The 24,269-nt window shown below is 56.9% G+C and carries 22 protein-coding genes; 9 read left to right on the top strand and 13 right to left on the bottom strand.

Annotation, left to right across the window (positions count from 1 at the left end):
- Window positions 1-99: 99 nt before the first annotated feature.
- Window positions 100-795, bottom strand: coding sequence for a hypothetical protein (locus tag NLU14_RS10685; protein ID WP_275706240.1), 696 nt, complete (start codon window positions 793-795; stop codon window positions 100-102).
- A gap of 613 nt (window positions 796-1,408) precedes the next feature.
- On the opposite strand from NLU14_RS10685, the gene ltrA reads away from it, so the two are divergent.
- Window positions 1,409-2,749, top strand: coding sequence for a group II intron reverse transcriptase/maturase (gene ltrA / locus NLU14_RS10680; RefSeq protein ID WP_275706238.1), 1,341 nt, complete (start codon window positions 1,409-1,411; stop codon window positions 2,747-2,749).
- An 83-nt stretch (window positions 2,750-2,832) separates the two neighbouring features.
- Here the strand turns inward: ltrA and NLU14_RS10675 are convergent, their stop codons facing one another.
- From NLU14_RS10675 to NLU14_RS10650, 6 genes are all read right to left on the bottom strand, one after another.
- Window positions 2,833-3,654, bottom strand: a complete 822-nt coding sequence (locus tag NLU14_RS10675; RefSeq protein ID WP_275706236.1) for a hypothetical protein — start codon at window positions 3,652-3,654, stop codon at window positions 2,833-2,835.
- A gap of 178 nt (window positions 3,655-3,832) precedes the next feature.
- Entirely contained in the window at window positions 3,833-4,438 is a 606-nt protein-coding gene (locus NLU14_RS10670) for a hypothetical protein (RefSeq protein ID WP_275706234.1), read from the bottom strand.
- A 63-nt stretch (window positions 4,439-4,501) separates the two neighbouring features.
- Window positions 4,502-5,119 (bottom strand): DUF4145 domain-containing protein, encoded by a 618-nt coding sequence (locus NLU14_RS10665; protein WP_275706232.1) that lies wholly within the window; start codon window positions 5,117-5,119, stop codon window positions 4,502-4,504.
- A gap of 109 nt (window positions 5,120-5,228) precedes the next feature.
- Window positions 5,229-5,894: a DUF4145 domain-containing protein gene (locus NLU14_RS10660; RefSeq protein ID WP_275706230.1), complete on the bottom strand. Its 666-nt coding sequence runs from the start codon at window positions 5,892-5,894 to the stop codon at window positions 5,229-5,231.
- A 296-nt stretch (window positions 5,895-6,190) separates the two neighbouring features.
- A complete protein-coding gene (locus tag NLU14_RS10655) occupies window positions 6,191-6,880 on the bottom strand; it encodes a TSCPD domain-containing protein (protein WP_275706228.1) in 690 nt (229 codons plus the stop codon).
- Between the two features lie 30 nt (window positions 6,881-6,910).
- Window positions 6,911-9,049, bottom strand: coding sequence for an adenosylcobalamin-dependent ribonucleoside-diphosphate reductase (locus tag NLU14_RS10650; RefSeq protein WP_275706226.1), 2,139 nt, complete (start codon window positions 9,047-9,049; stop codon window positions 6,911-6,913).
- Window positions 9,050-9,646: 597 nt separating this feature from the next.
- Here NLU14_RS10650 and NLU14_RS10645 point away from each other — a divergent pair.
- Complete coding sequence (locus NLU14_RS10645) at window positions 9,647-10,459, top strand: DUF6160 family protein (protein WP_275706224.1); 813 nt, start codon at window positions 9,647-9,649, stop codon at window positions 10,457-10,459.
- Between the two features lie 50 nt (window positions 10,460-10,509).
- Here NLU14_RS10645 and NLU14_RS10640 read toward each other — a convergent pair whose 3' ends face one another.
- From NLU14_RS10640 to NLU14_RS10630, 3 genes are all read right to left on the bottom strand, one after another.
- Window positions 10,510-11,304, bottom strand: a complete 795-nt coding sequence (locus tag NLU14_RS10640; protein WP_275706223.1) for an ABC transporter ATP-binding protein — start codon at window positions 11,302-11,304, stop codon at window positions 10,510-10,512.
- Window positions 11,305-11,313: 9 nt separating this feature from the next.
- Window positions 11,314-12,216 carry an ABC transporter permease gene (locus tag NLU14_RS10635; protein WP_275706220.1) on the bottom strand — a complete coding sequence of 301 codons (903 nt, stop codon included), beginning with the start codon at window positions 12,214-12,216 and terminating at the stop codon, window positions 11,314-11,316.
- Window positions 12,217-12,277: 61 nt separating this feature from the next.
- Window positions 12,278-13,252 (bottom strand): ABC transporter substrate-binding protein, encoded by a 975-nt coding sequence (locus tag NLU14_RS10630; protein WP_275706219.1) that lies wholly within the window; start codon window positions 13,250-13,252, stop codon window positions 12,278-12,280.
- A gap of 308 nt (window positions 13,253-13,560) precedes the next feature.
- Here NLU14_RS10630 and NLU14_RS10625 point away from each other — a divergent pair, with 308 nt between their 5' ends.
- Window positions 13,561-15,228, top strand: a complete 1,668-nt coding sequence (locus tag NLU14_RS10625) for an AMP-binding protein (protein WP_275706218.1) — start codon at window positions 13,561-13,563, stop codon at window positions 15,226-15,228.
- A 68-nt stretch (window positions 15,229-15,296) separates the two neighbouring features.
- On the top strand, window positions 15,297-15,782 hold the full coding sequence (locus NLU14_RS10620) for a thioesterase domain-containing protein (RefSeq protein WP_275706216.1): 486 nt from the start codon (window positions 15,297-15,299) through the stop codon (window positions 15,780-15,782).
- Here NLU14_RS10620 and NLU14_RS10615 read toward each other — a convergent pair.
- Both NLU14_RS10615 and NLU14_RS10610 read right to left on the bottom strand, forming a co-directional pair.
- Entirely contained in the window at window positions 15,779-17,467 is a 1,689-nt protein-coding gene (locus NLU14_RS10615; protein WP_275706215.1) for an ABC transporter permease, read from the bottom strand. The two genes, NLU14_RS10620 and NLU14_RS10615, sit on opposite strands and share 4 nt — an antisense overlap.
- 89 nt (window positions 17,468-17,556) lie before the next feature.
- Entirely contained in the window at window positions 17,557-18,570 is a 1,014-nt protein-coding gene (locus NLU14_RS10610) for a Fe(3+) ABC transporter substrate-binding protein (RefSeq protein WP_275706214.1), read from the bottom strand.
- Between the two features lie 193 nt (window positions 18,571-18,763).
- Between NLU14_RS10610 and NLU14_RS10605 the strand changes: the two genes are divergently transcribed.
- The 3 genes from NLU14_RS10605 to NLU14_RS10595 all read left to right on the top strand — a co-directional run bounded on the left by NLU14_RS10605 (window position 18,764) and on the right by NLU14_RS10595 (window position 21,142).
- On the top strand, window positions 18,764-19,036 hold the full coding sequence (locus NLU14_RS10605) for a PilZ domain-containing protein (RefSeq protein ID WP_275706213.1): 273 nt from the start codon (window positions 18,764-18,766) through the stop codon (window positions 19,034-19,036).
- A 15-nt stretch (window positions 19,037-19,051) separates the two neighbouring features.
- Window positions 19,052-19,657 (top strand): hypothetical protein, encoded by a 606-nt coding sequence (locus tag NLU14_RS10600; protein ID WP_275706212.1) that lies wholly within the window; start codon window positions 19,052-19,054, stop codon window positions 19,655-19,657.
- A gap of 180 nt (window positions 19,658-19,837) precedes the next feature.
- Complete coding sequence (locus tag NLU14_RS10595) at window positions 19,838-21,142, top strand: HD-GYP domain-containing protein (protein WP_275706211.1); 1,305 nt, start codon at window positions 19,838-19,840, stop codon at window positions 21,140-21,142.
- A gap of 17 nt (window positions 21,143-21,159) precedes the next feature.
- On the opposite strand, the gene NLU14_RS10590 is transcribed toward NLU14_RS10595, so the two are convergent.
- On the bottom strand, window positions 21,160-22,293 hold the full coding sequence (locus NLU14_RS10590; RefSeq protein ID WP_275706210.1) for an organic solvent ABC transporter permease: 1,134 nt from the start codon (window positions 22,291-22,293) through the stop codon (window positions 21,160-21,162).
- A 258-nt stretch (window positions 22,294-22,551) separates the two neighbouring features.
- On the opposite strand from NLU14_RS10590, the gene NLU14_RS10585 reads away from it, so the two are divergent.
- Complete coding sequence (locus tag NLU14_RS10585) at window positions 22,552-23,499, top strand: ABC transporter ATP-binding protein (RefSeq protein ID WP_275706209.1); 948 nt, start codon at window positions 22,552-22,554, stop codon at window positions 23,497-23,499.
- The gene (locus NLU14_RS10580) at window positions 23,496-24,269 is read left to right on the top strand and encodes an ABC transporter permease (RefSeq protein ID WP_275706208.1); all 774 of its coding nucleotides are present in this window, start codon (window positions 23,496-23,498) and stop codon (window positions 24,267-24,269) included. Before NLU14_RS10585 ends, NLU14_RS10580 begins: the two co-directional genes overlap by 4 nt.

Below are 24,269 nucleotides of genomic sequence, written 5' to 3'. Positions count from 1 at the left end.
TCCTAGCCTTCGGCTCTGCGAACACCTGGCAGGAGGACTTTCACCTCCCTAGTTCTGTGCCATGCCCGGCACACACGTTTGAGCTCAGGCCGCGGCCCGTCAGGGCCGTCGCGCCTGCAGCGAATTGATAGCCGCGTTCCATTCAGAAAACCTTGGATTTGACCTGGTTGACACAACAAACATTGCCCCGGAGCCAGAGTAGTTATCTCTGGCGCTAACCCTCTCATATGCATCTTGCATCCAGGGTACGCACTCCGCTGGGGTACATGAGTTTTTAGTGGAGGAGAGAAATGATTCTATACATTCCATGCCGACCGCCTCCTCGAAATACTTGCTTCCCGAGCCGGCATAGAAGATTTTCGCCACTTCGCCGCCCGAATGCAGGCGAGTTTGATTTTGAACCGGGCTAAAGAGAAAGGTGTTTGTGCAGTACATGTCCGCGTCTTTGTCAAAGAACGTTGCAATGCACTGATTTACCATGAACGGAGACAGAGACTTCAGCCCAGATCGCTTGTTGACTCGAAGAACGTATTCCATGTTCTTTCGAATCTTAGAGAGCACATCATTAACGCTGGCGCTCAAACTGATTTCTGGCAAGTAGTAATGCTCATGTGTATTCCCCGAAATTCCTACAGCAAGACATATGCTCGAATTTAGAGTGATCTTGTTGAAATCGCGAACCTCAGCAGAAGCACTCATGGCGTGCGCTGCCGCTTCCAGCTCTCCGGCTATCGCCTTTCGATCCGCCGCCAGAATGGACATGTCTCTGTGCAGAATATTGAGTATGAATGTCACGATCACCCCCAAAGCGGCTAACGCCTGCGTAATGGGCCGGTTTGGAGCGGCAGCGGAAAACCGGTCCCGTGGACGCGTTGTGTACGCCCAGCATGGGCATGAACTAATGGGGTGAAAGTCCCCTGTGGGAAGATCACCATTCAATGGGTTTTACCCGATTGAACGCTAACCACTAGCGAATGGCAAGGGCCGATCCGTGAGGAGCGGTCTCCGGAGCGCCGGCCGGAAGTAAGCCGCTAGCAAAACTGCGAGCTGATGAACAAGAACATCATACGAGGCGTAGGCTGAAGGCGAGTTGGCACAAGACAACGAAGCCATGTGATCTAACGGCCACCGTAAATGATGCAGTTGTGCAGGGAAAGTTTGTGCTCTTATCTGGGGAGATCTGCTCAACGGGCGATCGGTCAATGACCAGTCAGGCTCCTGGTCGATCAAGCCTGGGCGCAGCCGTTGCCATCGGCGGTTGCGAGCGAATGAGATGGACACCGATAGCGCCGATGGGGTAACCCCACCGGTGATTGAGCAGAAGTCAGCAGCGGCCATAGTAGCCAAACGCCCGTCGTAATGGTCGGGACAGGGTGAAGGGCCTAACACCGGAAATAAAGGAGGAGCCTTGACCGACTTGAACGCACGAATGCCGCCCGGCAATGACGTGACTCAGCGTACGGTCACGAAGCCAGCCTTTAGTGAAGATCTACTCGATGCGGTACTGCACCTGCACCGGGCTAATCTACAACAAGCCTGGAAGCAGGTTCGAGCCAATAAGGGAGCGGCGGGTATCGATGGCATGACCATCAAGGATTTTCCCGCCTGGGTAAAGGGCGGCCATTGGAGTGTGGTCCAGCAGTCGATTCGCTCGGGCGATTATCAACCAGCGCCGGTGCGGCGGGTTGAGATCGACAAACCGGACGGTGGCAAGCGCCAGCTTGGCATCCCGACGGTGACAGACCGGGTGATTCAGCAAGCCACTGCCCAGATCCTGATGCCCCTGTTCGACCCGGGATTCTCAGCGGACAGCTACGGCTTCCGTCCGGGGCGGAACGCGCACCAGGCGGTGCGACGGGTACAAAGCGTTCTCAAGGAAGGGCGACGCTTCACCGTGGATGTGGACCTGTCGAAGTTCTTCGACCGGGTCAATCACCACCTGCTGATGACACACCTGGGCTATAAAGTTCGGGACAAGCGTTTGCTGGGACTGATTGCCCGGTATCTGCGAGCTGGGATTATCGATAACCAGCTCTATCTGGAGAGTCGGGAAGGTGTCCCACAGGGTGGCCCATTGTCACCCCTGCTGGCCAACATTATGCTCGACCCGCTGGATAAAGAACTGGAACGGCGGGGCCATCGGTTTGCCCGCTACGCGGACGACTTCACCATTGTGGTGAACAGCCGCCGCGCGGGCGACCGGGTGCTGGCCAGCATCAGCCACTTCCTCGAACACCGCCTGAAATTGACGGTCAACACCACCAAGAGCCGGGTGGTCAGAACCAATGACAGCAAGTTCCTGGGCTTTACCTTCAAGGGAACCCAGATCCATTGGCACCCGGACACGCTGCGCAAGTTCAAGCAACGTATCCGGGAACTGACGAATCGGAATTGGGGTGTGTCGATGCACTACCAGCTTTTCAAGGTAAGCCAGTACCTTCGGGGCTGGATCAACTACTTTGGCATCGCCACCGGCTACCAACGCTGCTGCGATCTGGATCACTGGATTCGTCGCCGCGTGCGAATGGCCTACTGGCGACAGTGGCGCAAGCCGCGAACCAAAGTCAGGAGCCTGATGAAGCTGGGCGTTCACGTGCAATCGGCCGTAGCGTGTGGCATCACCAGCAAAGGACCCTGGCGCAGCTCGAAGACACCGGGTATTCAACAGGCACTGTCTAATGACTACCTGAAAGCCGAGGGATTGGCATCACTGCGCGATGGATGGATCAAGCTTCACCATTCCCGGTGAAACGCCCTGTGCGGAGCCGTCGGTCCGACGCATCGGTGCAGGGTGTTGTGGGGGCTGGGGGTTAGATACCCCCGGCTACCCGATTAGGCATTACTGTATAACGCCTCCATGAATGGGTTTGACGGCAAGCCAATAACCAAAGGTGTAATGCTCATCGAGTCGTCACCTACCGCATTCACGAGCCCTAATCCAGCGAATTGGTTTTGTCCTCCCGAAGGCCGAAACTGAACAAAAGCTGTAGTCGTGGTAATCCACCTCGGATCGACCACCATGGTTATCTTCCTTTCATTAGCTCTCAAATAAATTTGCGGATCAGTTTGGAGATCTCCTCGTACAGCAGTGCGGTACTCTTCCGTCGTTTGAGGCATCGTAATATTTTTAGTGCGAAATCTATCATCAAATGAAACGATCAATCCGCGAGCATCGGAGCCCAATGACAGCGCATTGCGCATGGGGATTGCCTTGAGTTCGACCTGTTCAAGTAGTTGTTGGAAACCTGCCATAAGACCGCCAAGCTCCCAACCCATCTCATGCAACGCCACCACCTGTCCGTATCGAGAAAGATCCAGAGAAGCGCCAGAAATAGCTGAGAGGACTTGGAGTCGCGGGACATTTAAATAATAAAAATTATGCAGAGTAGTTTGCCATGGAGCCTCAAGGGTTAGGCGGTCCGTTACCCAAGATTTGTGCGCTGCCTTAATAGAGTAAAGGCGGTTAACAGGATACTGCTGCACATTCCCATCGATCTCATTGTGATGATTGAAGCAGAGCAGAACGAGATTACTCTCGTGATTTCTCTGCTGTAGGGGAAGTTCCGACTCACCACGCGGACCATCCGGACGCTCGCCGACAATATGTGCAACCTCCCCTCGGAATTGAGCAGGCATTTCGTCGGATGGGTCCAAGTAAACTCGTTCACGACAAATAGCACAGCACCCTGCGTCACGGACCCACACTGAACGCCTTACTGTCTGAGAAACAGGCACATATCCTCCTACTGAAAAGCCTAACGCTTGCATAAACGGAGCCCGACTAGGGCGTCCGGTGGAGGCCCATTGGGCCGGAACGAATTTAATGCACTGGTTAGGTATCAGCCTCGAAGTTCTGTCCAAAAACCGCGATGCATTCATCACCGTTGTAATACCGAACCTCTCCTCCCTGGGCGCTGATGCTGGTAGCCAGATTTAAATGCCCCGGTAACTGCTCAACATCCATGCCGACAGCGACTATGAAGTCAGCGATATCCAGTAATTTATCAGCGTCGATATTTTCAACAACCGTCTTTAATCCTGCCTTTGCTTTAGCTGTGGTCTTTACACGGAAGCTACTAACATATGAGGAATGAACAATTCTGTTCCTAAGCTCCTCCGCTTGGCTGCAAAGTGACATCAACTCTTTAAACCTGTCTGCGCAGTCCTCACCTTCAACGTGAAAATCCCCTCGCGCATTTTTGTATTTAAACAGTGAGGAAGCGAGGTGGATCAACCCCTTATAGGAGAGCTCTGCGGTGATGATCATTCCAATTTCGTTGGAGACGTCCAGAAGCAGAGTAATGAGATTTCGGAGACTACCCTCTAGGAATGAAAAAGACTCGACCACTCTTCCCATACCAGCGTCGAACTCATCTGGCGGCCCGATTCGATCACTGAATGAATCTCCGCTTTCGATTCTGTGGTCGTAAAATTTCATGTGGTACCTAACGCGATGCGGTCGGTTTGTGGAGCGTAGCGAAACAAACCGGTCCGGCTGACGCTACTGGTTAGATTCTTTTGGCGCAGTCTCTTCAAGACCTTGCTCCACCATTGCTGGAAGAACAAATAAAAATTCACCAAAGGCTTGTGCAAAGTTGATGGCCTTCCGAGCTTCCTCGGGCGTAGGCAAGCCTGCATCTTCATCTGCATGGCGTTGGGCGTTCGCATCCAGGCGCACTCGATGAGCCCACCGGGCCATTCCTTCAGTGATCAGATGATCTTTCGCAGCTTGTTCAATTCTCGGGTAGAGGTTGCCATCGGTGTATCCCTTTTCTTTCAGCATTGCATCAATGCTGCTCGCTGCGAGCATTATTGCACCTGCGGGTGCGTGCAAGCTTTGCTGAGCTTGCGCTAGAAAAACGTTCGCTTTATTCGGTATATGGCGCGATACCCCTTGAGAAGATGGAATTACGCCCTCTGTGTACAACCCTTTTTGTTTTGCCCAGGCTGTTGTTACTCCACCACATCTACCGCACTGGTAAAAACGCCAGACTCCTTGCGAAACGCCCTCGCTATTCTGAGGTTGTGTTTCGAAGATCATATCCAAATTGGGCCGATCAACGTTGCAAAAGGGGCAACGCTCCAACCTGAGCTGTCTTTCTAAGCGGGCAAGGGTCATAAGGGACTCCTAGTCGAACTAAAATCTAACGCCGCCAGCATGCGCGGCTACGGAATGGAGGCGAAGCCGCAATGCAGTAGACGTCGCCCTGACTGGCATTGTTAGCCATCTACTTGAATGTCCGGCCTGCATGAAAAGGGAGAATGTATACTGCCTGAAGCAAATGCTCGACCACATCGATAGCTAGATTAAGCTCAGTAGGCTTGTGTGCCTTAACCTCATGGGCTGCGTTATTACCAAGAATTCGTAGTTTATGTAAAATATCGGCACCTTCTCGAGTTAAAACGCCCTTTGCAACTAGGTCATTTATTTTCGAGACCAAATTCCCACCCGTAGCATTCTTCTCTTTGCTAACCGTTTCAATAATTGCCCTAATGCCAATACCGGTCAATACAGGCTGCTTGTTGTTCAGTGCAGAAATTGTTTCTCGGTAAATGCGCTCCAAATTGCTTGGAAGCAAATGATCATCATCTAAGGGCTTACGGCCTTCGCTTCGGCTTGGAAAGAGCTGCTCGTGCTCGATAGTCTCCATATCTGGACCAACTTCCTCTGAGTTCGAGCTCAAAACTCGAAAGGAAACCGTGTCACATCCACCACATCTAATTATTTGGTTTGTTGCGCCCCAGTGGACTTCGTAGTCCGGCCCAAGTTCTTCCCAGCCCGTTTCCTCGACTGACTTCATTATTTCGTGGTTTGTAATGCCTGCGCAGCGAGTGCAGGAAACCTTGATCTGATTTCCAGCGTACTTGTCAGACGATATTGTTTTAGAGCCCATGAATTGTTCCCTGTACTGGCTAACAGCAGTTGGACTGCAGCCAAATCCGCACTGAAAATCTGACCACGTCGTTATTACGCTTCATGATCCCCCAGTTTCCGAAATACTTGCTCAAACTAGCCGTAAAACCAGGAACTTGCAAAGCTGACCAGCCAAATTGGAACAAAGCTGCGCGATCATGAGGCGGTCGCATTTCCGCAATCATGAAACGGTCAAATGATTCCAGTCACCCCAAACAAAAAGGCCCGAAGCTTTCACGCTCCAGGCCTCCTCATCACTCACCGCAGTCAATCACCTCAACCACACTTACTATCGCCACAAGACAAACAAGTCGCACACCCGTCCATCACGATCACCGCCTTGGTGCTGCATTTGCCGCACATGGTGGCGTTGGGGGGGAAGTCGCCGGCTTTGTCGTCGTTGGTGGCCGTGCTGTGGCTGGCTTCGAATTCGGCGCGTTTTTCGGCGAGGATGCGCTTGGTGACTTCGCTCATTTCCTCGCTTTCAATCAGGCCGATGGCCTTCAGGTGTTTCTCGATCACGGCGCCGATTTCAGCCACCAGGGACGGCATGAATACGCCGCCTTTCTTGAAGTAGCCGCCGTTGGGGTCGTACACGCTGCGCAGTTCTTCCACCAGGAAGGTGACGTCGCCACCTTTGCGGAATACGGCGGAGACAACGCGGGTGAGGGCGATGACCCACTGGAAGTGTTCCATCGACTTGGAGTTGATGAACACTTCGTACGGCTGCCGGCTTTCGTGGTCGGTACCTTCGTTGAGCAGGATGTCATTAATCGTGATGTACATCGCGTGCTCGGCCACCGGCGGCTTGATCTTGTAGGTGGTGCCCAGCAGGAAGTCCGGCCGCTCGATGTATTCGTTCATCTCAACCGGTTTGTTTTCCGGCTGCGGCGCTGGCTGTGTTGCTTCGGAGTCGGCTTTCTTGACGCGGTAGCCGACGATTTTGTTGCTGATTTTAACGGTCATGGTGTTGTGTCCTGTGTCGGTTATACCGGATCAATATTTGCCGTAGGTGCCTTCTTTAAGCGCATCGAAGAGGTTGGCGGCGTTGTGGATTTCGCCGTCGTACTCCACTTCTTCGTTGCCTTTGAGGGTCACTTTGCTGCCATCGTCCAGGGTGAACTCATACAGGGTGTTCTCCAGGTCTTTTTCCTGGACCAGTACGCCCTGGAAGGCTTCCGGGTTAAAGCGGAAAGTGGTGCAACCCTTCAGGCCTTTGTCGTAGGCGTACATGTAGATGTCTTTGAAGTCCGGGTACGCAAAGTCCTGGGGCACGTTGGCAGTCTTGGAGATGGACGAGTCCACCCACAGCTGTGCCGCGGCCTGGATGTCCACGTGCTGCGCCGGCGTCACGTCTTCAGACGTGGTGAAGTAGTGGGGCAGGCGCTTGTCTTCTTCTTCGGAGAAGGGCATGGCACCGGGGTTAACCAGGTGGCGGTAGGCCAGCAGCTCGAAGGAGAATACGTCCACTTTTTCCTTGGTCTTGCGCCCTTCGCGGATGATGTTGCGCGCGTAGTGGTGCGAGAAGCTCGGCTCGATGCCGTTACTGGCGTTGTTGGCCAGCGACAGGCTGATGGTGCCGGTGGGCGCGATGGAGGTGTGGTGGGTAAAGCGGCCACCTTTCTCCGCCAGTTGCTCGATCAGCTCTGGCTCCACGCCGGCAATCTGTTGCATGTACTTGCTGTACTTGGCGTGCAGTACCTTGCCCTTGAGCTTGTCGCCCAGCTTGTAGCCGTCCTGGGACAGCTGCGGGCACTTGGTCAGCATCTTGGGGGTTACTTCAAACTCGTCGTCCATGATCGGCGCCGGGCCTTTCTCGTCGGCCAGGGCCAGGGACTGGCGCCAGCCTTCCACGGCCATTTCACGTACAACGTCTTCGGTGAACTGTACGGATTCCGACGAGCCGTAAGGCATGCGCAGCATGGCGAGGGTGGAACCCAGGCCGAGGATGCCCATGCCGTGGCGGCGCTTGTAGGTGATTTCGTGGCGCTGTTCTTCCAGCGGCAGGCCGTTGATTTCCACCACGTTGTCCAGCATGCGGGTGAAGATGCCCACTACCTTGCGGTACTTCTCATAGTTGAAGCTGGCCTTGTCGGTGAACGGGTAGTCCACGAACATGGTCAGGTTCACAGAGCCCAGCAGGCAGCTGCCGTACGGGGGCAGGGGCTGCTCACCACAGGGGTTGGTGGCGCGGATGTCTTCGCAGAACCAGTTGTTGTTCATCTGGTTGACCTTGTCGATCAGGATGAACCCTGGCTCGGCGTAGTCGTAGGTGCTGGTCATGATGGTGTCCCAGATGAACTGGGCTTTCAGGGTGCGGTAGATACGGCACGCAACCTTGCCTTCATCGTTGACCACGTAGCCTTTCTGGATCGGGAAGTCGCGGTACACAAACTGGCTGGCGTCGTTCAGGTCCAGGCCTTCGTCGGCGGCTTCTTTCTCGGTAACAGGGAAAGACAGGTGCCAGTCGTCGCCGTTGCGAACGGCTTCGATGAAGTCTTCGGTGATCAGCAGCGAGAGGTTGAACTGGCGCAGGCGGCCGTCTTCACGCTTGGCCTGGATGAAGTCGATCACGTCCGGGTGGTGCACGTCGAAGGTGGCCATCTGGGCACCACGGCGGCCACCGGCGGAAGACACGGTGAAGCACATGCGGTCGAAGATATCCATGAACGACAGTGGGCCGGAGGTAGTGGCACCGGCGCCAGCCACGTAGGCGCCACGGGGGCGCAGGGTGGAGAACTCATAGCCGATGCCGCAGCCCGCTTTCAGGGTAAGGCCGGCTTCGTGGTTTTTCTCCAGGATGTCGTTCATGGAGTCCTGAACGGAGCCGGACACGGTGCAGTTGATGGTGGACGTAGCCGGTTTGTGGGCTTCCGCGCCGGCGTTGGAGGTAATACGGCCAGCGGGGATGGCACCGTGGCGCAGGGCCCACACGAATTCTTTCTTGTGCTTGGCGCGGTTGGCCTTGTTTTCCACTTCCGCAAGGGCAGTGGCAACGCGTTCGTACGTGGCTTCGATGTCCTTATCGACCGGTTCACCGGTTTTGGTTTTGAGTTGGTACTTGCTGTTCCAGATGTCCAGCGAAGCTTCCTGCATCGGAATTGTTGTTATCACTGCCTGTGCTTTAGCGTTCATTGCCACCCTCGGATGTCCGGTATGTCTCTTTGATGGCCGCTGCAATCCGCAGCCGGCCATACCCCATGTGTCGTTACATTATCGCAGCCTGGAAGGCTGTTGTGCTTCAGATCCGGTGAAACACTAGATCTGGTGTTTTTCTAACCCGCTGCCCACCCCGGAAAGGGCGCAACACCGGGTTTTCAGGAAAGATGATCACCCGGCGTTCACCGGCGCTCCGCCCTGTGGGGCTGCTGTTTGGTTGCGCGGTGAAAATCCCATATATGGGTGAATATGCAATGAGTATAACAGGATATAGTGGTCTGTGAATAAGAAGACAACTATAGATAGCGGCCCATAGCGAAAGAAAATCAATGGCCGAATGCTTGAAAATTGCGAAATACCTGTAAAAACGCCGTCTTGAGGCTTTTTGCTTGAAACCACTAGATGTTGTGGTCAAAAACTGTGCAGGAAAGAACCTGAAAAAATGTTCATAAAGTCAGTTAAATGTGACCGGTGCACGTACCCGTTTTGTACCTGTCGCTAAAGTAGTGGTGTGGCGTCGTAATAAGGTAGTGGCCCACAGGAAGTGAAAACTACTATAAAAGGAACATAATAATGAAAGGCCTGAAACGAACACTGCTTGCGCTGGGCGTCGCAGGGTTGCCTGCTGCCGCAATGGCAGACATAGAAATGCTGGACGACAGCGTGATGGGGAACATCACCGGCCAGGCCGGTGTGACCATTGAGCTGGAAACCAAACTGAACATTGACCGTTTCATCTACACTGATGAAGGGTCCATGGTCATCAACGATATCTCCGTGGGCGGTACCAACCGGACAGATATGTTCTCCGAGATGGGAACGAACCTGACCGGCGCCGCTCCCAGCGATCTGCTGGATAACATCCGGATCAACATCGACATCGCCAGTGACGGCGATGCCATCATCAACATCCTGCCCATGACCTTTGGTGCGGTGGATCTGCGGATCTCAACCGGTGAGTGGAATCTGGCTGGCAGTGGCAACAGCACCACCATCATGGACAACTTCCATATGGATGCGCTGATCGGTTCGGGAACCATTCGTGTGGATACCGCAACAGACGTGATGAGCTTACGGGCCGATCTCGCCATCGACGACATGGATTTCGATGTGCCGTTTCTGGCGTTGGGCATCGAGGACCTGAGGTTGACAGGTGCGGACTACGACCTGTCGGCGCCCCAGCCGCTGGACCTGTTCGCCCGCGTGGAGATGGGTATCTATAAAACCGCAAACTCGCAGGGAATCAGTAGCCTTGCCATTGAAATTCCGGAGTTCCGGGCGGATATGAGCATTGGTGGTGTGATCGTTGGCGGTACATCCATAGGCAGTGTTTTTATGGATGACCTGGCCATCACCAACACCCAGATGATCATCTACGGCCATTAACCGGAAGGCTACGCAGGAGGGGAATTCTTCCTGCGTGGCCCAGGCTCTTCCTAGCCCAGCAGCAGGCTGTCGTCGGTGATTTCCAGGCCGCGCTGCTTCTCGAACAGCTCCAGCAAGTCCTTCACTTCCAGCCCTTCCCGGTCCTTGCCGGCAATGTCGAACACTACCTGGCCCTGATGCAGCATCACCGTGCGGTCGCCCACTTCCAGCGCCTGTTTCATGCTGTGGGTGACCATCAGTGCGGTGAGCTTCTGCTCCTCGATGATCTGCGTGGTCAGGTCCAGCACGAAGGACGCGGTTTTCGGGTCCAGCGCGGCGGTGTGTTCGTCCAGCAACAGGATGGCGGACGGCGTTAAGCTGGCCATCAACAGGCTGACGGCCTGGCGCTGGCCGCCGGAGAGCAGGCCCATCTTGTCGCCCAGGCGGTTTTCCAGGCCCAGGTTGAGGGAGGTCAGGCTGGTTTTGAACTGGTCCAGGTAGCGGGCCTTTACCGCTGCGCTCAGCCCGCGACGCTGGCCCCGCTTGATGGCCAGGGCCAGGTTTTCCTCGATGGTCAGCCCTTCGCAGGTGCCGGCCAGTGGGTCCTGGAATACGCGGGCCACGCTGCCGGCCCGCTTATAGGTTGGCAGTTTGGTGACGTTCTGGTTGTCCACGATGATCTGGCCGCTGTCGACCATCACTTCGCCGGCGAGGGCGTTCAGGAATGTGGATTTTCCGGCACCGTTGCTGCCGATAACGGTCACGAACTCGCCCTGGTTGACGGTCAGGCTCATGCCACGCAGGGCAGGGTTTTCCAGGGGCGTGCCTTTGCCAAAGGTCAGTGTCAGGTCGGTTGCTGTAATCATGGTTCCCCCTCAGGCCTTTTTGCGGGTGAGCCGCGCGGCAACGGATGTGCGAACGCCGGGCAGTACGATGGCCAATGTGACCAGCACAGCGGTGATCAGGTTCAGGTCCTGCGCCTGTAAACCCAGGAAGTCCGCGTTCAGCGCCAGGGCAATCGCCAGGCGGTAAACAATGGCGCCGATCACGCAGGCGACCAGGGCGCGGAAGACGGTAGAAGGTGTGAGCACGGCTTCACCGCCAATCAGCGAGGCCAGCCCGATGACAATAACACCCACCCCCATGGTGACATCCGCAGCGCCCTGGCTCTGGGCGAACAGGGCGCCCGCCAGGCCCACAAGGCCGTTGGACAGGGCCACGCCGAGAACAATCATGGCGCCCGTGGCGATGCCCTGGGCCCTGGCCATCCGTGGGTTTGCGCCGGTTGCACGCATCGCCAGGCCGGTTTCGGATTTCATGAAACGCCACAGCAGTACCAGGCTCACCAGCACCACGAGTACGAACAGCAACACCGGCACCTGATGATAGGCCAGGCCCAGGTCGTACCAGGGTGTGAGCACGGTTTCCTCGGTGAGGAGGGCGATGTTGGGCCGGCCCATGATGCGCAGGTTCACCGAATACAACGCGATCATGGTGAGGATGGAGGCCAGCAGGTTGAGGATGTTGAGCTTCACGTTGAGCAGTGCCGTGACCGCCCCCGCGCCCATACCGGCAATCACGGCGGCGCCGGTGGCCAGCCAGGGGTTCACGCCCTCAATAATCAGGACAGCGGCAACGGCGGCACCGAGAGGAAAGCTGCCGTCCACTGTGAGGTCCGGGAAATCGAGCACGCGGAAGGAAATGTAGATACCGAAGGCAACCAGGCCGTAGATAAGGCCGGTTTCTATGGCGCCGTAAAAGGCAATATTGCTAAGCATGGGACAGGTTCACCGTAAATGAAAACGGGCAGCCCTTGTGAGGCCGCCCGTGAACAGTGGGTTATTGGTCGCTGTTTACGACCTTCTTCGCGTCGCTGATCAGGTCGTCGGACAGGGTAATGCCCATACGCTCCGCGGCAGCGGGGTTCACGAATAGTTCCAGGGTGTCGACGGACTCCACATCCATCTCGCCCGGGTTGGCGCCTTCCAGGATGCGGGCGACCATGGCGCCGGTCTGGCGGCCGTGGTCGTAGTAGTCGAAACCAAGTGCGGCAACGGCGCCACGGCTGACGGTGGCGGTGTCGGCGGCGAATACCGGGATGCTGGCGCGCTCGCCTACGGAAATGACCGCTTCCACGGCGCTGATCACGGTGTTGTCGGTGGTCAGGTAGATGGCGTCTGCCTTGCCCACCAGCGAGCGGGCGGCCCCCAGCACTTCGGAAGTCTTGGTAGCGGCGGCTTTCACCAGTTCCATGCCACGGGCTTCCATGCGCTCTTCAATCATGTCTATCAGTGCCACTGAGTTGGCTTCACCCGGGTTGTAGACGGTGCCAATACGCTTGGCGTCGGGAACAGCACGCTCAAGCATGTCGAGGTGACTTTCAATGGGCAGCATGTCGGTAACGCCGGTGATGTTGGCGCCGGGGGCCTTCAGGCTTTTAACCAGTTTGGCGCCCACGGGGTCGGTGACGGCTGAAAACACCACCGGGGTATTGCGGGCGGCGGCCGCCATGGTCTGGGCCGAGGGCGTGGCAATGGCGACAATCACATCGGGCTCTTCACCCACAAACTTGCGGGCAATCTGTGAAGCGATGGCGGCGTTGCCCTGGGCGCTTTCGTGCAGGATGCGTACTTGCTCGCCATCTTTGTATCCCTGTGCCTCAAGTTCGTCCCTGACCCCCTGGTAGACAGCATCCAGCGCCGGATGCTCGACAATCTGGGTGATGGCAACCACTCGCTGCTCGTCGCTCTGTGCAATGGCGGCCATTGCCAGCAGGGCCGTGCCGATCAACGTACGCAGAATTCTATTGGCCATATTCCGGTCTCCGGGTCCGTTCAAAGTGTGTGGCGCGACATGGCTGTCACCTGAGTGTCGAACGCCCGTTTAATAACGGGGCGGGAGTTTATCACAGGCTATTGGTTTGCGGGGTAGGGGAAGGTACCTTGGTCCGTGAATTTGAAGGCGGATTGCCCGGCAAAAATGCCTGTGAAGCGAAATAGTATTAGTTCCGTCACGTTTTGGGGGTGAATGGTGTGGTGAAATAGGCTACCAGGTCGAATACGCAAAACCCCTTACACAATAAGAACGTCGATAACTCAAATAACACAACGCAAGGAAGGTCCATGGACACCACCAACAAACTCCCCCTGGATATGGTTTATCACTGGGAAACCGCCAAGGCGGACTCCCTGTACATGACCCAGCCCATTGGCGATGGCAAAGTCGTTGAGTACACCTGGAAGCGCGCTGTGGATGAAGCCCGCCGCATGGCTTCCTACCTCAAATCCCTGAACCTGCCTGAGAAGAGCCGGGTAGGCATTATCTCCAAGAACTGCGCCCAGTGGATCATGTCGGACTGGGCTATCTGGATGGCAGGCCATATCTCCGTGCCGCTGTATCCCACGCTGAATGCGGATACGGTGAACTACATCCTCAATCACAGCGAATGCGAGGTTCTGTTCGTCGGCAAGCTGGACGACTGGGACATGATGAAATCCGGTGTGCCGGAGTCCGTTCGCTGTCTGTCTTACCCACTGAGCCCGCCCAACGATTTTGAAACCTGGGATGACATTGTGGGCAAGTTTCCGCCGCTGGAAGAGAACACCCAACGCGATGCGGATGAGCTGGCCACCATTGTGTACACCTCTGGCAGCACCGGTCGCCCGAAGGGCGTTATGCTGAGTTTCCGCAACATGGCGTTTGCCGCTTCCGGTGGCACCCAGGTGCTGGGTGTTGGCCCGGACGAGCGCATGTTGTCCTACCTGCCGCTGGCCCACGTCTTCGAGCGCACGTTTGTGGAGCTGGGTTCGCTGTATTCCGGCTTCCAGCTTTATTTCGCCGAGTCGCTGGATACCTTTGTGCAGGATCTGCAGCGGGCACAGCCCACGCTGTTCCTTTCGGTTCCGCGCCTGTGGGTGAAGTTTCAGCATGGTGTGCTGCAGAAGCTGCCCAAGGAGAAGATGGAGAAACTGCTGAAGGTTCCGCTGCTGAACCGGGTGATAAAGAAGAAGGTGCTCAAGGGCCTGGGGCTGAACAAGGTCAAGCTGGCCGGCAGTGGCTCCGCACCGCTGTCCAACGACGTGCTGGACTGGTACCGCAACCTTGGGCTGGAGCTACTGGAAGGCTATGGCATGTCCGAGAACTTTGCCTATTCCCACATGAACAAGCCCGGCCGTTCACGCACCGGCTACGTGGGCGAGGCACTGCCCGGTGTGGAAGTGAAGGTCAGCGATGAGGGCGAGGTGCTGGTGAAGAGCCCGGCCACCATGATGGGTTACTACAAGGATGAAGAGAAAACCCGCGAAACCTTCTCCGAGGACGGCTTCCTGAAAACCGGCGACAAGGGCGAGATTGACGAGATGGGCCGCCTGAAACTGACCGGCCGCATCAAGGAAATCTTCAAGACCAGCAAGGGCAAGTACATTGCCCCGGCGCCGATCGAGAACCGCCTGATGTCCCACGAGGCCATTGAGATGGTGTGTGTCTCCGGCGCCAACCAGACACAACCCCACGCACTGGTCATGCTGGGCGAGGAGATTCGCCCGAAGATGGCCGATGAAAACTTCCGCAAGGAGATCGAGGCCAGCTTCAAACAACTGATCACTGACGTGAACAAGACCGTGGACCCCCACGAGCAATTGGCGTTCATTACCGTTGTCAGTGACGAATGGTCCATCGAGAACAGCTTCCTGACGCCAACGCTGAAACTGAAGCGCAATGTGGTGGAGGATGCCTACCAGGAGAACGTGGATAACTGGTACGCCAAACGCGAGCCTGTTATCTGGCAATAAAACCGACGTAAGTCGCATAGGGAAAGCGTTGCAACGGGCATAAACTGAAGTCATATTCAGGAGGGAATATGACTCAGTTAGCCCGGTTTCAGAAACGCATTCATGACATGATTCCACTCTCGGAAGCGCTGGGTGTGGAACTGGTTTCCTATGACGGCCAGTCGTTGCTGGTCAGCGCGCCGCTGGCACCTAACCACAACCACCAGGGGACCGGCTTTGGCGGCAGTGTTTACTCGGTTGCGGTGATCTCCGCCTGGGGGCTGGTTGAGCTGGTGTTGACCGATCTCGGGTTGGCCGGAAACGTGGTGATCCAGATGGGCGAGATTGAGCACATTGAGCCGGTCGACAGTAACTTCTATGCCCTGTGCCGCCTCCCCGGTGGTGAGGTTCCCGACCGATTCCGCAAAAGCCTGGCTCGCCATGGCAAAGGGCGGTTGTCACTGATCGCGGAAGTGTACTGTGGCGAACCTACCACGGAGCCTGTCAGGGAGCCGGTTGCGGTCTTCCAGGGGCGCTTTGTGGTTCAGGGCGCGCATTCACGGTCTGTTATCTAGCTGATCGCCCGGGTGTTGGAGATCGACCGGCTCATCAGAATGATCGGGATGATGCCGGCGAGCACGATGATCAGTGCCGGCAGGGCGCTGTGGGCCAGTTTCTCGTCGGAGGCAAACTGGTACACGTAGGTTGCCAGGGTTTCGAAATTGAACGGCCGCAGGATCAGTGTCGCCGGCAGTTCCTTCATGCAGTCCACGAACACCACCAGCGCCGCTGTGATCAGGGTGCCCCTTAGCATCGGCAGGTGAACCTTTACCAGAGTATTGCCCGGGGAGTGGCCCAGGGAACGGGAGGCCATGTCCATGCTGGGGGTGATCTTCTGCAGGGCGCTTTCCACACTGCCCGCCGATACCGCCAGGAAACGAACGGTGTAGGCAAACACCAGGGCAAAGGCGGAACCACTGAGCAGTAGCCCGCTGCTGATGCCAAAGCTGTCCCGCATTATGCTGTCCACCCAGTTGTCAAAACCCGCCAACGGAACAATCACCCCCACTGCGAGCACGGCGCCGGGCATGGCGTAGCCAAGGCTGGACAGCCGCATCATCACTTGCATGCCCCGGGTGTTATGCAGGCGGCGGCTGTAGGCGAGGGTGACGCCGATGATCAGTGTGGTCAGCGCGGCGGTGCCAGACAGGAACAGGCTGTTCAGGGTGTTGCGGATAAAGTCCGGGTTCCAGCTTTCATCGAAGTATTCCCAGGCGTACTGGCCAAGGGTCAGCGCGGGCAACAGGAAGCCAAAGATAACGGGCAGGGCACAGACAGCAACACAGATCATCTGGCGCGGGAACGACATGGTGAAACGGCGAATGGGCTCGCGGTTGTCCCGCGCCGCGAATTGCTGCTGTTTACGCCGTGAATAGCGTTCCAGGGTCACGAGGATAACCACGAAGGCCAGCATGGTAGTGGCGATTTGCGCAGCGCCCCCGAGGTTGCCCAGGTTCATCCAGGTGTCGAACAGGCCGGCGGTGAGGGTCTGCACCGCAAAGAAATCCACGGTACCGAAATCGTTCAGTGTCTCCATCAGCACCAGCGACAGGCCCACTGCAACCGCCGGGCGGGCAATGGGTAAAACCACCCTGAAGAAGGTGCTGATGGCCGAGTGGCCCAGGCTGCGGCTAACGGCAAACAGCGACGGGGACTGCTCCAGAAACGCCGCCCGCGCCAGCAGGTAAACATAGGGGTAGAGCACCAGCCCGATCATCAGGGTGGCGCCTTCCAGGCTGCGGATCTCCGGGAACCAGTAGTCAGCAGCGTTGCGCCAGCCAAACCATTCCCGCATGGCGGTCTGAACGGGGCCGGCATAATCCAGCAGGCTGGTGTACACATAGGCAATCACGTAGGCCGGCACGGCAAAGGGCAGCAGCATGGCCCATTCGAAGAACTTGCGGCCGGGAAACTCGCACATGGTGACTGCCCAGGCGGTGGCAAGGCCGATCACCAGGGTAATCGCGGCAACACCGGCCATGAGCTTGAGTGTGGTGGCCAGGTAACGGGGTAGCGTGGTGTCCAGCAGGTGGGGCCAGATATTTTCTTCCGGAAACAACGCCAGGATGAGCACAGACAGCACCGGGAGCACCACGATGGCAGTGGTCAGTGCGGCGGTGATCAGCCAGCGTTTCGAGGTCCGTTTTGCCAGCAGGGGATGATCCGCCCCGGTCTGTTCAACGGCAATGGCCTCGGACATAGGTTTCCTTTGGGTCGCTAAAAATACAGGGTGGGGATTGTACAAAAAAGCCGGGACCTGAGTCCCGGCTTTTTCAATCGCTGGCCTGCTTAGTTGTCGTAATCGACGCGGTCAACCATTTTTACCGCGGCATTGCGGTTCTCTGCAATTTCCTGGAGTGACAGGTCGTCCGGGTTGATCTCACCCCATTCGGCAACCATGCCCGAGGGCTTCACGTCCGGGTTGGCCGGGTATTCGGTGTTTGCTTCGGCGTAGATCTGCTGTGCCTTTGGCTCAGACAGGAATTCCATCAGGCGGATGGCGTTGTCGCGGTTGGGCGCGCTTTTGGTCAGTGCAATGCCGCTGATGTTGATGTGGGTGCCACGACCACTGGCGTTGGGGAATACCAGGCGGACCGCTTCAGCCGCTTCCCGCTGGTTTTCGTCGTTCAGCATGTTGCCGTAGTAGTAGCTGTTGCCAATGGCAATGTCGCACTCGCCGGCGTGGATGGCCTTGATCTGGTCACGGTCGCCGCCCTGGGGCCTGCGGGCCAGGTTGTCTTTCACGCCTTTGAGCCACTCTTCAGTCACTTCTTCGCCGTGGTGGGAGATCATCGAGGAGAACAGTGCGATGTTGTAGGGGTGCTTGCCGCTGCGGGTACAGATGCGGTCGTCCCACTTTTCATCAGCCAGTTGCTCGTAGGTAGTGATCTCACCTTCTTCTACGCGTTCCTTGGAGGCGTAGATCAGGCGACCGCGGGTGGTCAGGGCGAACCATTTGCCGTCGGGGTGACGCAGGTTCTCCGGAATGTTTTCCTGCAGGGTCTCGTTTTCGATGCCCTCCACCAGGTCACGCTCAACCAGTTCGTTGATGCGTGAGATATCCACCGTCATCACCAGGTCTGCCGGGCTGTTGCGGCCTTCGCGCTCCAGGCGCTCGGCCAGGCCTTTCTTGGCAAACACCACGTTGGTTTCAACGCCGGTTTCTTCCTCGAACGCATTCAGCAGCGGTTCGAGCAGGTAGGCCTGGCGGTAGGAGTAAATATTGACCTCTCCGTCGGCGCTGGCCTGCAGGGGAAATGCACAGGTAGCGGCAACGGCGGCAGCGGCAAGTTTCAGGCGCATGGGATACCTTCCTTATGTTTATTAAACGGGCGGGGTTTTGAATCGTAGTGAGATTCAAAATTAGTTAAAAACCGCAACTATTCTCATTTGTGCCGTTGCGACTGTCAAGACGCCGGTGTCATATTCTTTCCGAAATGGTGCTATGCTTCGGAAGACTATAAAAACTATGCAAAAAGTGGTGGGCACACAAACTATGGTTGGGAATGATCGAAGAGTACACAACCGCACAGCGATGAGTGCGAAGGTCCGCGTTACCCATGAAGCGCTTGGTGAATTTGTATTCTCAACCAGAGATATTTCCGATGGCGGCGTTTTTGTCGTTGTCGATACCGAACCGTTTACACCGGCGATTGGCGACAACGTGCAGGTTCAGGTTCAGGGCCTGCCGGTTCCCGCACCGGTGTTGGAGATGGTGGTGGTACGCAAGACCAACGACGGATTTGGCTTGCAGTTCGCGGATCAGTAAACGGTTTTGGCCAGCATGAAAAACAACGTATTTTCCTTTGTTTTGCGGCTTATCGTCGCTGTTTTCCCGTTTATCCTGGCCGGGTGTGCGTCCTACTACACCCACTATGCGGTCTTTCCGGCCGAGAATTCGGCAGGCGAGGAGCGGCAGGTAAAACTCACCTGGCAGACCGCCGAATACCCCGGCTGGTGGGTGGCAGCCAGTAAATCCACCCCCATCACCGTTGAAACCCAATGCAGTGCCCGTCAATGGCGGTTGGTGGACGACAGCCATGATAACGCCGCCCAGGCAACCTGCGATGCCGGTATCCGAGCCTGTGGCCGGGAAGGCCTCGACCGCCTTGCCCGTACCGGAGAGCCAGCAGGCGAAAGCGCCCGTTGCATGGCGATAAACCCCGGCAACCCTGAGGGCAGGGTGACGGATATCGAGTCGTCCCTTGCTCTGCTGGTGTCCTGTGAGCCGATCAACACCGTTCGCGGTAGCGGCGAGGACGCCGAGAACATCGATTACATTCGGGCTTCCACGGTGCCGTATACCATTTATAGCCGCAAATCGCCGCGCGGATCCCTTAATGCCCGGCCGCCTGAGCTGGACGATTCAGTTTGCGAAACCGATAACTAGCCCCGTTGCGAAATGTCAGTAATGTGAGAGGTGTCACATTGCTACACTTTGTTTCCTGCTGATAGTTTTCGTTACTCTCTGTCGCCTTCCGGTTACTTCGCACTACAAAATTGTAATGGACTCTTTTAGGCGGGGCGTCACAATAGTGATTATCGATTCGTGCACGTGTAGAGGTGTCCCGTGGGAGTCAGTCAGAAGAAAATCGCTGTACACGATCTGGAGATCGGCATGTTTGTGTCTGATCTGGATCGCCCGTGGCATCAGACGCCTTTTCCGATCCAGGGCTTCCACATCCGTTCCCAGGACGACATTCGCTCGCTGGTGTCCCATTGCAAGTGGGTGATCATCGATGTGGCCGAAGTTCGTGAGGCCGTCGAACACTCCAAGCCCGGCAAGCGCTTCAACCGTCAGGTCAGGCGCTCCGGCCGTGAGCGTGATGTGGTTCAGTTGCCGCCGCTGAATATTAAAGAGCCGGTCCGTTACGAAGAAGTGACGACCATGAAGAAAGAGCTCAGAGTTTCGAAAAAACTGATGATGGATGCGGAAGCGTCACTGCATAGGGTATTCGAAACCATCCGTCAGCACGACACGCCGGACCTTCGGGATGTTGCCATCGTCACCCAGAAAATGGTGTCCAGCGTTGTCCGTAATCCCAATGCCATGTTGTGGCTCAGCCGCACCCGGCAGCATGATGACTATACCTACCGGCATTCCCTGAATACCGCGATATGGGCGTTGGTCTGTGGCCGGCAGCTGGGCCTCAATGAAGGCCTGCTGAACCATCTCGGTCTGGGGTGCCTGTTGTCCCAGGTTGGCAAGCTGGACCTTCCGGCCCACATTCTCCGTAATGAAGGCAAGCTGGACGCGGAAGACTTTTCTGTTTACCGCACCTACGTGGATCGCGGTGCCGCCCGCTTGGCGGACAGCGGTCTTTCCCGCGCGGTTCTCAGTGTTGTGCAGGGCCACCGTGAGCGGCATAACGGGTCCGGCTTCCCGGAAGGTATCCGCGGTGACCGGATTCCGCTGCTGGCCAAGGTGGCCGGGCTGGCGGAGTATTTCGAAACGCTGATCGGCCCCAGGAGCTCGGCAGAACCGATGACACCGGCCCGCGCGGTGACCCTGCTTTACGACATGCGCAACATTGAATTCCAGGAAGATCTGGTGGAGCAGTTTATCCAGGCCATTGGTATCTACCCCACTGGCAGCCTTGTTGAGCTGAATGACGGCCAGCGCGGTATTGTGGTGTCCCACGCGCCGGAGCGACGGTTGTGGCCCAAGGTGATGGTGATGACGGATCGTGCCCACCGGCCGCTGAAGTCCGCGCGGATTGTGGACCTGGCGAAGTATAACGAAGGCCGTGGCACGGGCGAGACCCTGACGGTTGCAGAGTGCCTGCCCCATGGTACGGAAGGCTTGAATCCTGAGCACTACGATGTGACCGGTGCGGAGTTCCGCTGGAACCTGTCCCGTATCGTGGGTGCCTGACGGCCATTCCCGGCTGGCTATTTGATAATCACCCGGAGCTGTTTCTTCACCCACCGGTAAGTGCCTTCCGGACGGAAGTTGACCAGCAGCTCCGACTCCCCGCCTGATTCACCCGCTACAAAGTATTCCACCGACGCCGACTGCCAACTGAAAGAGTGTACAAACACGTCCTGCTCCCGCGTGCTGATGGCCTCTATGGTGTCCAGCTCGGGTTGCCCGGCGATCTTGCGAACCCGCACGGTTTTGATGGCGGTATCCGAAGCGGGGAACTCGGCCACGTAATCGTCCAGGTAATAGCGGTTTGCCAGTTGGGTGCTGATGGTGTCGAGCTCCCGTGTGAGGTAGCCTTCAGCGTCTTCGACGTCCACATCTTCCAGGCCGCGGACGGCATTCAGGATACGGTCGCGCTTGTTTTCCAGGTCTTCCCGGTACTCGATGTCGTCATCCCGCTCGTCTTCGTCCTCGGGGCGTTCGGGGGCTGCGGCGATTTCCTCCTCGGTAGGCGGATCTTCACAAAGCTCGTTGTCTGCCGGATAGAAACAGATGCTGGTCAGCAACTGGTTGGCCGGGGAGGGCGTATCACCACCGGCGATGAATTCGTTTTCCGGCACGTTGAAGTCGATCGGGGCGTCCAGGTTTGGCAGGGCGGCATTCAACTGGGTAATCACCCGGTCGCGGATGTCGATGCCCTTGCCGTCGGACATGTTCAGGCTCCAGTTCAGTGCCAGCAAAAAACGCGTGAGGTTGATCAGCGGCACGTTCTGGAGCAACTGCTGCTCGGTAATCCGGTGGTTCTGCAGTCCTTCGGCGGTGGTGCCGGGTAGTTCCAGCGCGGCTCGCAGGTCCGGGAAGAATTCCAGGGGTGTTACCACAAGCCTGGCAGGCACGCCTTCCGCAAGCTGGAGGTTGCCAACCCGAAGGCTGAGCCGTTCACCGGGATAGTAACTGAAGCGGCCGTTGGCATCGGTGGTGCCGTTGCGGCTGGCGGTGGAATAGGTGAGCCCGGAAATCCCGGCGGGCATGATCTGGCCCCTGCGTGAGCCATCATCGCCACCGCTGCCGTCGCCACCGAAGCAACCTGTCAGTAAAAAGGTCAGGGCAAAAAAGGAGATCAGAGGCAGCAAAGCGGATTTGAAGTGAGCGGATCTCATGGCAGCGCGTACATTCCCTGGCGTTCGGTCTGCGTTGCAGGACCTTTTGTAAATTGTTGTAACCGGCATTATAAGGAGGGCCGTGGTGCCATATCGGGAAACCTGTCGCAGTTTGGGGTTTTCGTCTTTTTGGCGGGATTGTCGGCGGCTACTTGAATTTTCCTTTCCAGGCCACAACTTATACTCACTCGTTTTTTCCTGTTCCCTGAACGTCTGCGGCGGACTTTCGCCCGCAGCCTCTGCAGCTCCGGATTCATTATGACCAACGCACTTGAGATCGAAGGTCTGGTCAAGACCTATGGTGACGGCTTCGAGGCCCTCAAAGGCATCGACCTCCATGTTGCCGAGGGCGACTTTTTTGCCCTTCTCGGGCCCAACGGGGCCGGTAAATCGACCACGCTCGGCATTGTCTGCTCGCTGGTGAATAAAAGCTCCGGCAAGGTCCGCGTGTTCGGCTCCGACATCGATACCCACCTCTCGGACGCCAAGCTGAACCTGGGCGTGGTGCCCCAGGAGTTCAACTTCAACCAGTTCGAGAAGGTATTCGACATTGTGACCACCCAGGCGGGTTATTACGGCCTCCCCCTGAAAAAGGCGTCGGAATCCGCTGAAAAATACCTGCGCCAGCTTGGTCTCTGGGACAAGCGCAACACACCGGCAATGATGCTGTCCGGTGGCATGAAGCGGCGGTTGATGATTGCACGGGCGCTGGTACATGAGCCCAAACTGTTGATCCTGGATGAGCCCACCGCCGGTGTGGATATCGAGTTGCGGCGTTCCATGTGGACGTTCCTTGAGGAAATGAACCGGCAGGGCACCACCATCATCCTGACGACCCACTATCTCGAAGAGGCGGAAGCCCTGTGTCGCAATATCGCCATCATCGACCATGGCAGGATTCTGCGGCATACCAGCAAGCGGGCGTTGTTGCAGCAACTGAGTTCCGAGACCTTTGTGCTGGACACCGCCGAGCCACTTGATGAGGCGCCTGTGCTTGAGGGTTTCTTCTGTCACCTGGACGACGAGGGCGCGCTGGTGGTGGATGTGGATAAGGGCCGGAGCCTCAACGGTATGTTCATTCAACTGGAAGAGAAGGGTATCCGTGTGGTGAGTATGCGCACCAAGGCAAACCGGCTGGAAGAGCTGTTCATTCGCATGGTGGAGGACAACAACACGCCCGCTGCGAAACAGGGAGAAACCGCATGAGAACGGATGCAATGTTCACGGCCTACAAGACCATCATCGTCCGCGAAGTCCGCCGGTTTATGCGAATATGGCCGCAAACCCTGTTGCCGCCGGCGGTCACCATGACGCTGTACTTCATTATTTTCGGCAATCTCATCGGCTCCCGAATCGGGGTGATGGGTGGCTTCGACTATATGTCGTTCATCGTTCCGGGGCTGATCATGATGTCGGTGATCACCAGTTCCTACGCCAATGTGGTGTCGTCGTTCTTCTCCATGAAGTTCCAGCGCAGTATCGAGGAGCTTTTGGTGTCGCCGGTGCCCAACTGGGTGATCCTGGCGGGCTACGTCACCGGCGGCATGGCCCGCGGGCTGGGCATCGGCCTGATCGTGACTCTGCTGTCCCTTGGCTTTACCCAGCTGTCGATCCATCATCTACCGATGGTGGTCCTCACGGTGTTTCTCACCTCGGCGCTGTTTTCGCTGGGCGGTTTCATCAACGCCATGCTGGCCACCAAATTTGATGATATCTCCATTGTGCCGACGTTCGTGCTGACACCGCTGACGTACCTGGGCGGGGTGTTCTATTCCATCGATATGCTGCCGGGCTTCTGGCAGGGCGTGTCGATGGTCAACCCCATCCTCTACATGGTGAATGCCTTCCGCTACGGCATTCTGGGCGTGTCTGATGTCAATCCCTACGTTGCCCTTGGTATGATTATGCTGTTCATTGCCATTCTGTCTGCCATTTCCCTGCGCATGCTGGCGCGCGGTAAGGGCATTCGTCACTGA

It is taken from the genome of Marinobacter iranensis, assembly GCF_029207565.1.
In the GTDB taxonomy this organism is placed as follows: domain Bacteria; phylum Pseudomonadota; class Gammaproteobacteria; order Pseudomonadales; family Oleiphilaceae; genus Marinobacter; species Marinobacter iranensis.
This window is presented reverse-complemented; position numbering and strand designations above follow the sequence as displayed.

What these genes read in the sequence shown, in the direction of transcription:
- NLU14_RS10670 (WP_275706234.1), bottom strand. Translation starts at nt 4,438, where the DNA reads ATGAAATTTTACGACCACAGAATCGAAAGCGGAGATTCATTCAGTGAT.
- NLU14_RS10665 (WP_275706232.1), bottom strand. Translation starts at nt 5,119, where the DNA reads ATGACCCTTGCCCGCTTAGAAAGACAGCTCAGGTTGGAGCGTTGCCCC.
- NLU14_RS10660 (WP_275706230.1), bottom strand. Translation starts at nt 5,894, where the DNA reads ATGGGCTCTAAAACAATATCGTCTGACAAGTACGCTGGAAATCAGATC.
- NLU14_RS10655 (WP_275706228.1), bottom strand. Translation starts at nt 6,880, where the DNA reads ATGACCGTTAAAATCAGCAACAAAATCGTCGGCTACCGCGTCAAGAAA.
- NLU14_RS10650 (WP_275706226.1), bottom strand. Translation starts at nt 9,049, where the DNA reads ATGAACGCTAAAGCACAGGCAGTGATAACAACAATTCCGATGCAGGAA.
- NLU14_RS10645 (WP_275706224.1), top strand. Translation starts at nt 9,647, where the DNA reads ATGAAAGGCCTGAAACGAACACTGCTTGCGCTGGGCGTCGCAGGGTTG.
- NLU14_RS10640 (WP_275706223.1), bottom strand. Translation starts at nt 11,304, where the DNA reads ATGATTACAGCAACCGACCTGACACTGACCTTTGGCAAAGGCACGCCC.
- NLU14_RS10635 (WP_275706220.1), bottom strand. Translation starts at nt 12,216, where the DNA reads ATGCTTAGCAATATTGCCTTTTACGGCGCCATAGAAACCGGCCTTATC.
- NLU14_RS10630 (WP_275706219.1), bottom strand. Translation starts at nt 13,252, where the DNA reads ATGGCCAATAGAATTCTGCGTACGTTGATCGGCACGGCCCTGCTGGCA.
- NLU14_RS10625 (WP_275706218.1), top strand. Translation starts at nt 13,561, where the DNA reads ATGGACACCACCAACAAACTCCCCCTGGATATGGTTTATCACTGGGAA.
- NLU14_RS10620 (WP_275706216.1), top strand. Translation starts at nt 15,297, where the DNA reads ATGACTCAGTTAGCCCGGTTTCAGAAACGCATTCATGACATGATTCCA.
- NLU14_RS10615 (WP_275706215.1), bottom strand. Translation starts at nt 17,467, where the DNA reads ATGTCCGAGGCCATTGCCGTTGAACAGACCGGGGCGGATCATCCCCTG.
- NLU14_RS10610 (WP_275706214.1), bottom strand. Translation starts at nt 18,570, where the DNA reads ATGCGCCTGAAACTTGCCGCTGCCGCCGTTGCCGCTACCTGTGCATTT.
- NLU14_RS10605 (WP_275706213.1), top strand. Translation starts at nt 18,764, where the DNA reads ATGGTTGGGAATGATCGAAGAGTACACAACCGCACAGCGATGAGTGCG.
- NLU14_RS10600 (WP_275706212.1), top strand. Translation starts at nt 19,052, where the DNA reads ATGAAAAACAACGTATTTTCCTTTGTTTTGCGGCTTATCGTCGCTGTT.
- NLU14_RS10590 (WP_275706210.1), bottom strand. Translation starts at nt 22,293, where the DNA reads ATGAGATCCGCTCACTTCAAATCCGCTTTGCTGCCTCTGATCTCCTTT.
- NLU14_RS10585 (WP_275706209.1), top strand. Translation starts at nt 22,552, where the DNA reads ATGACCAACGCACTTGAGATCGAAGGTCTGGTCAAGACCTATGGTGAC.
- NLU14_RS10580 (WP_275706208.1), top strand. Translation starts at nt 23,496, where the DNA reads ATGAGAACGGATGCAATGTTCACGGCCTACAAGACCATCATCGTCCGC.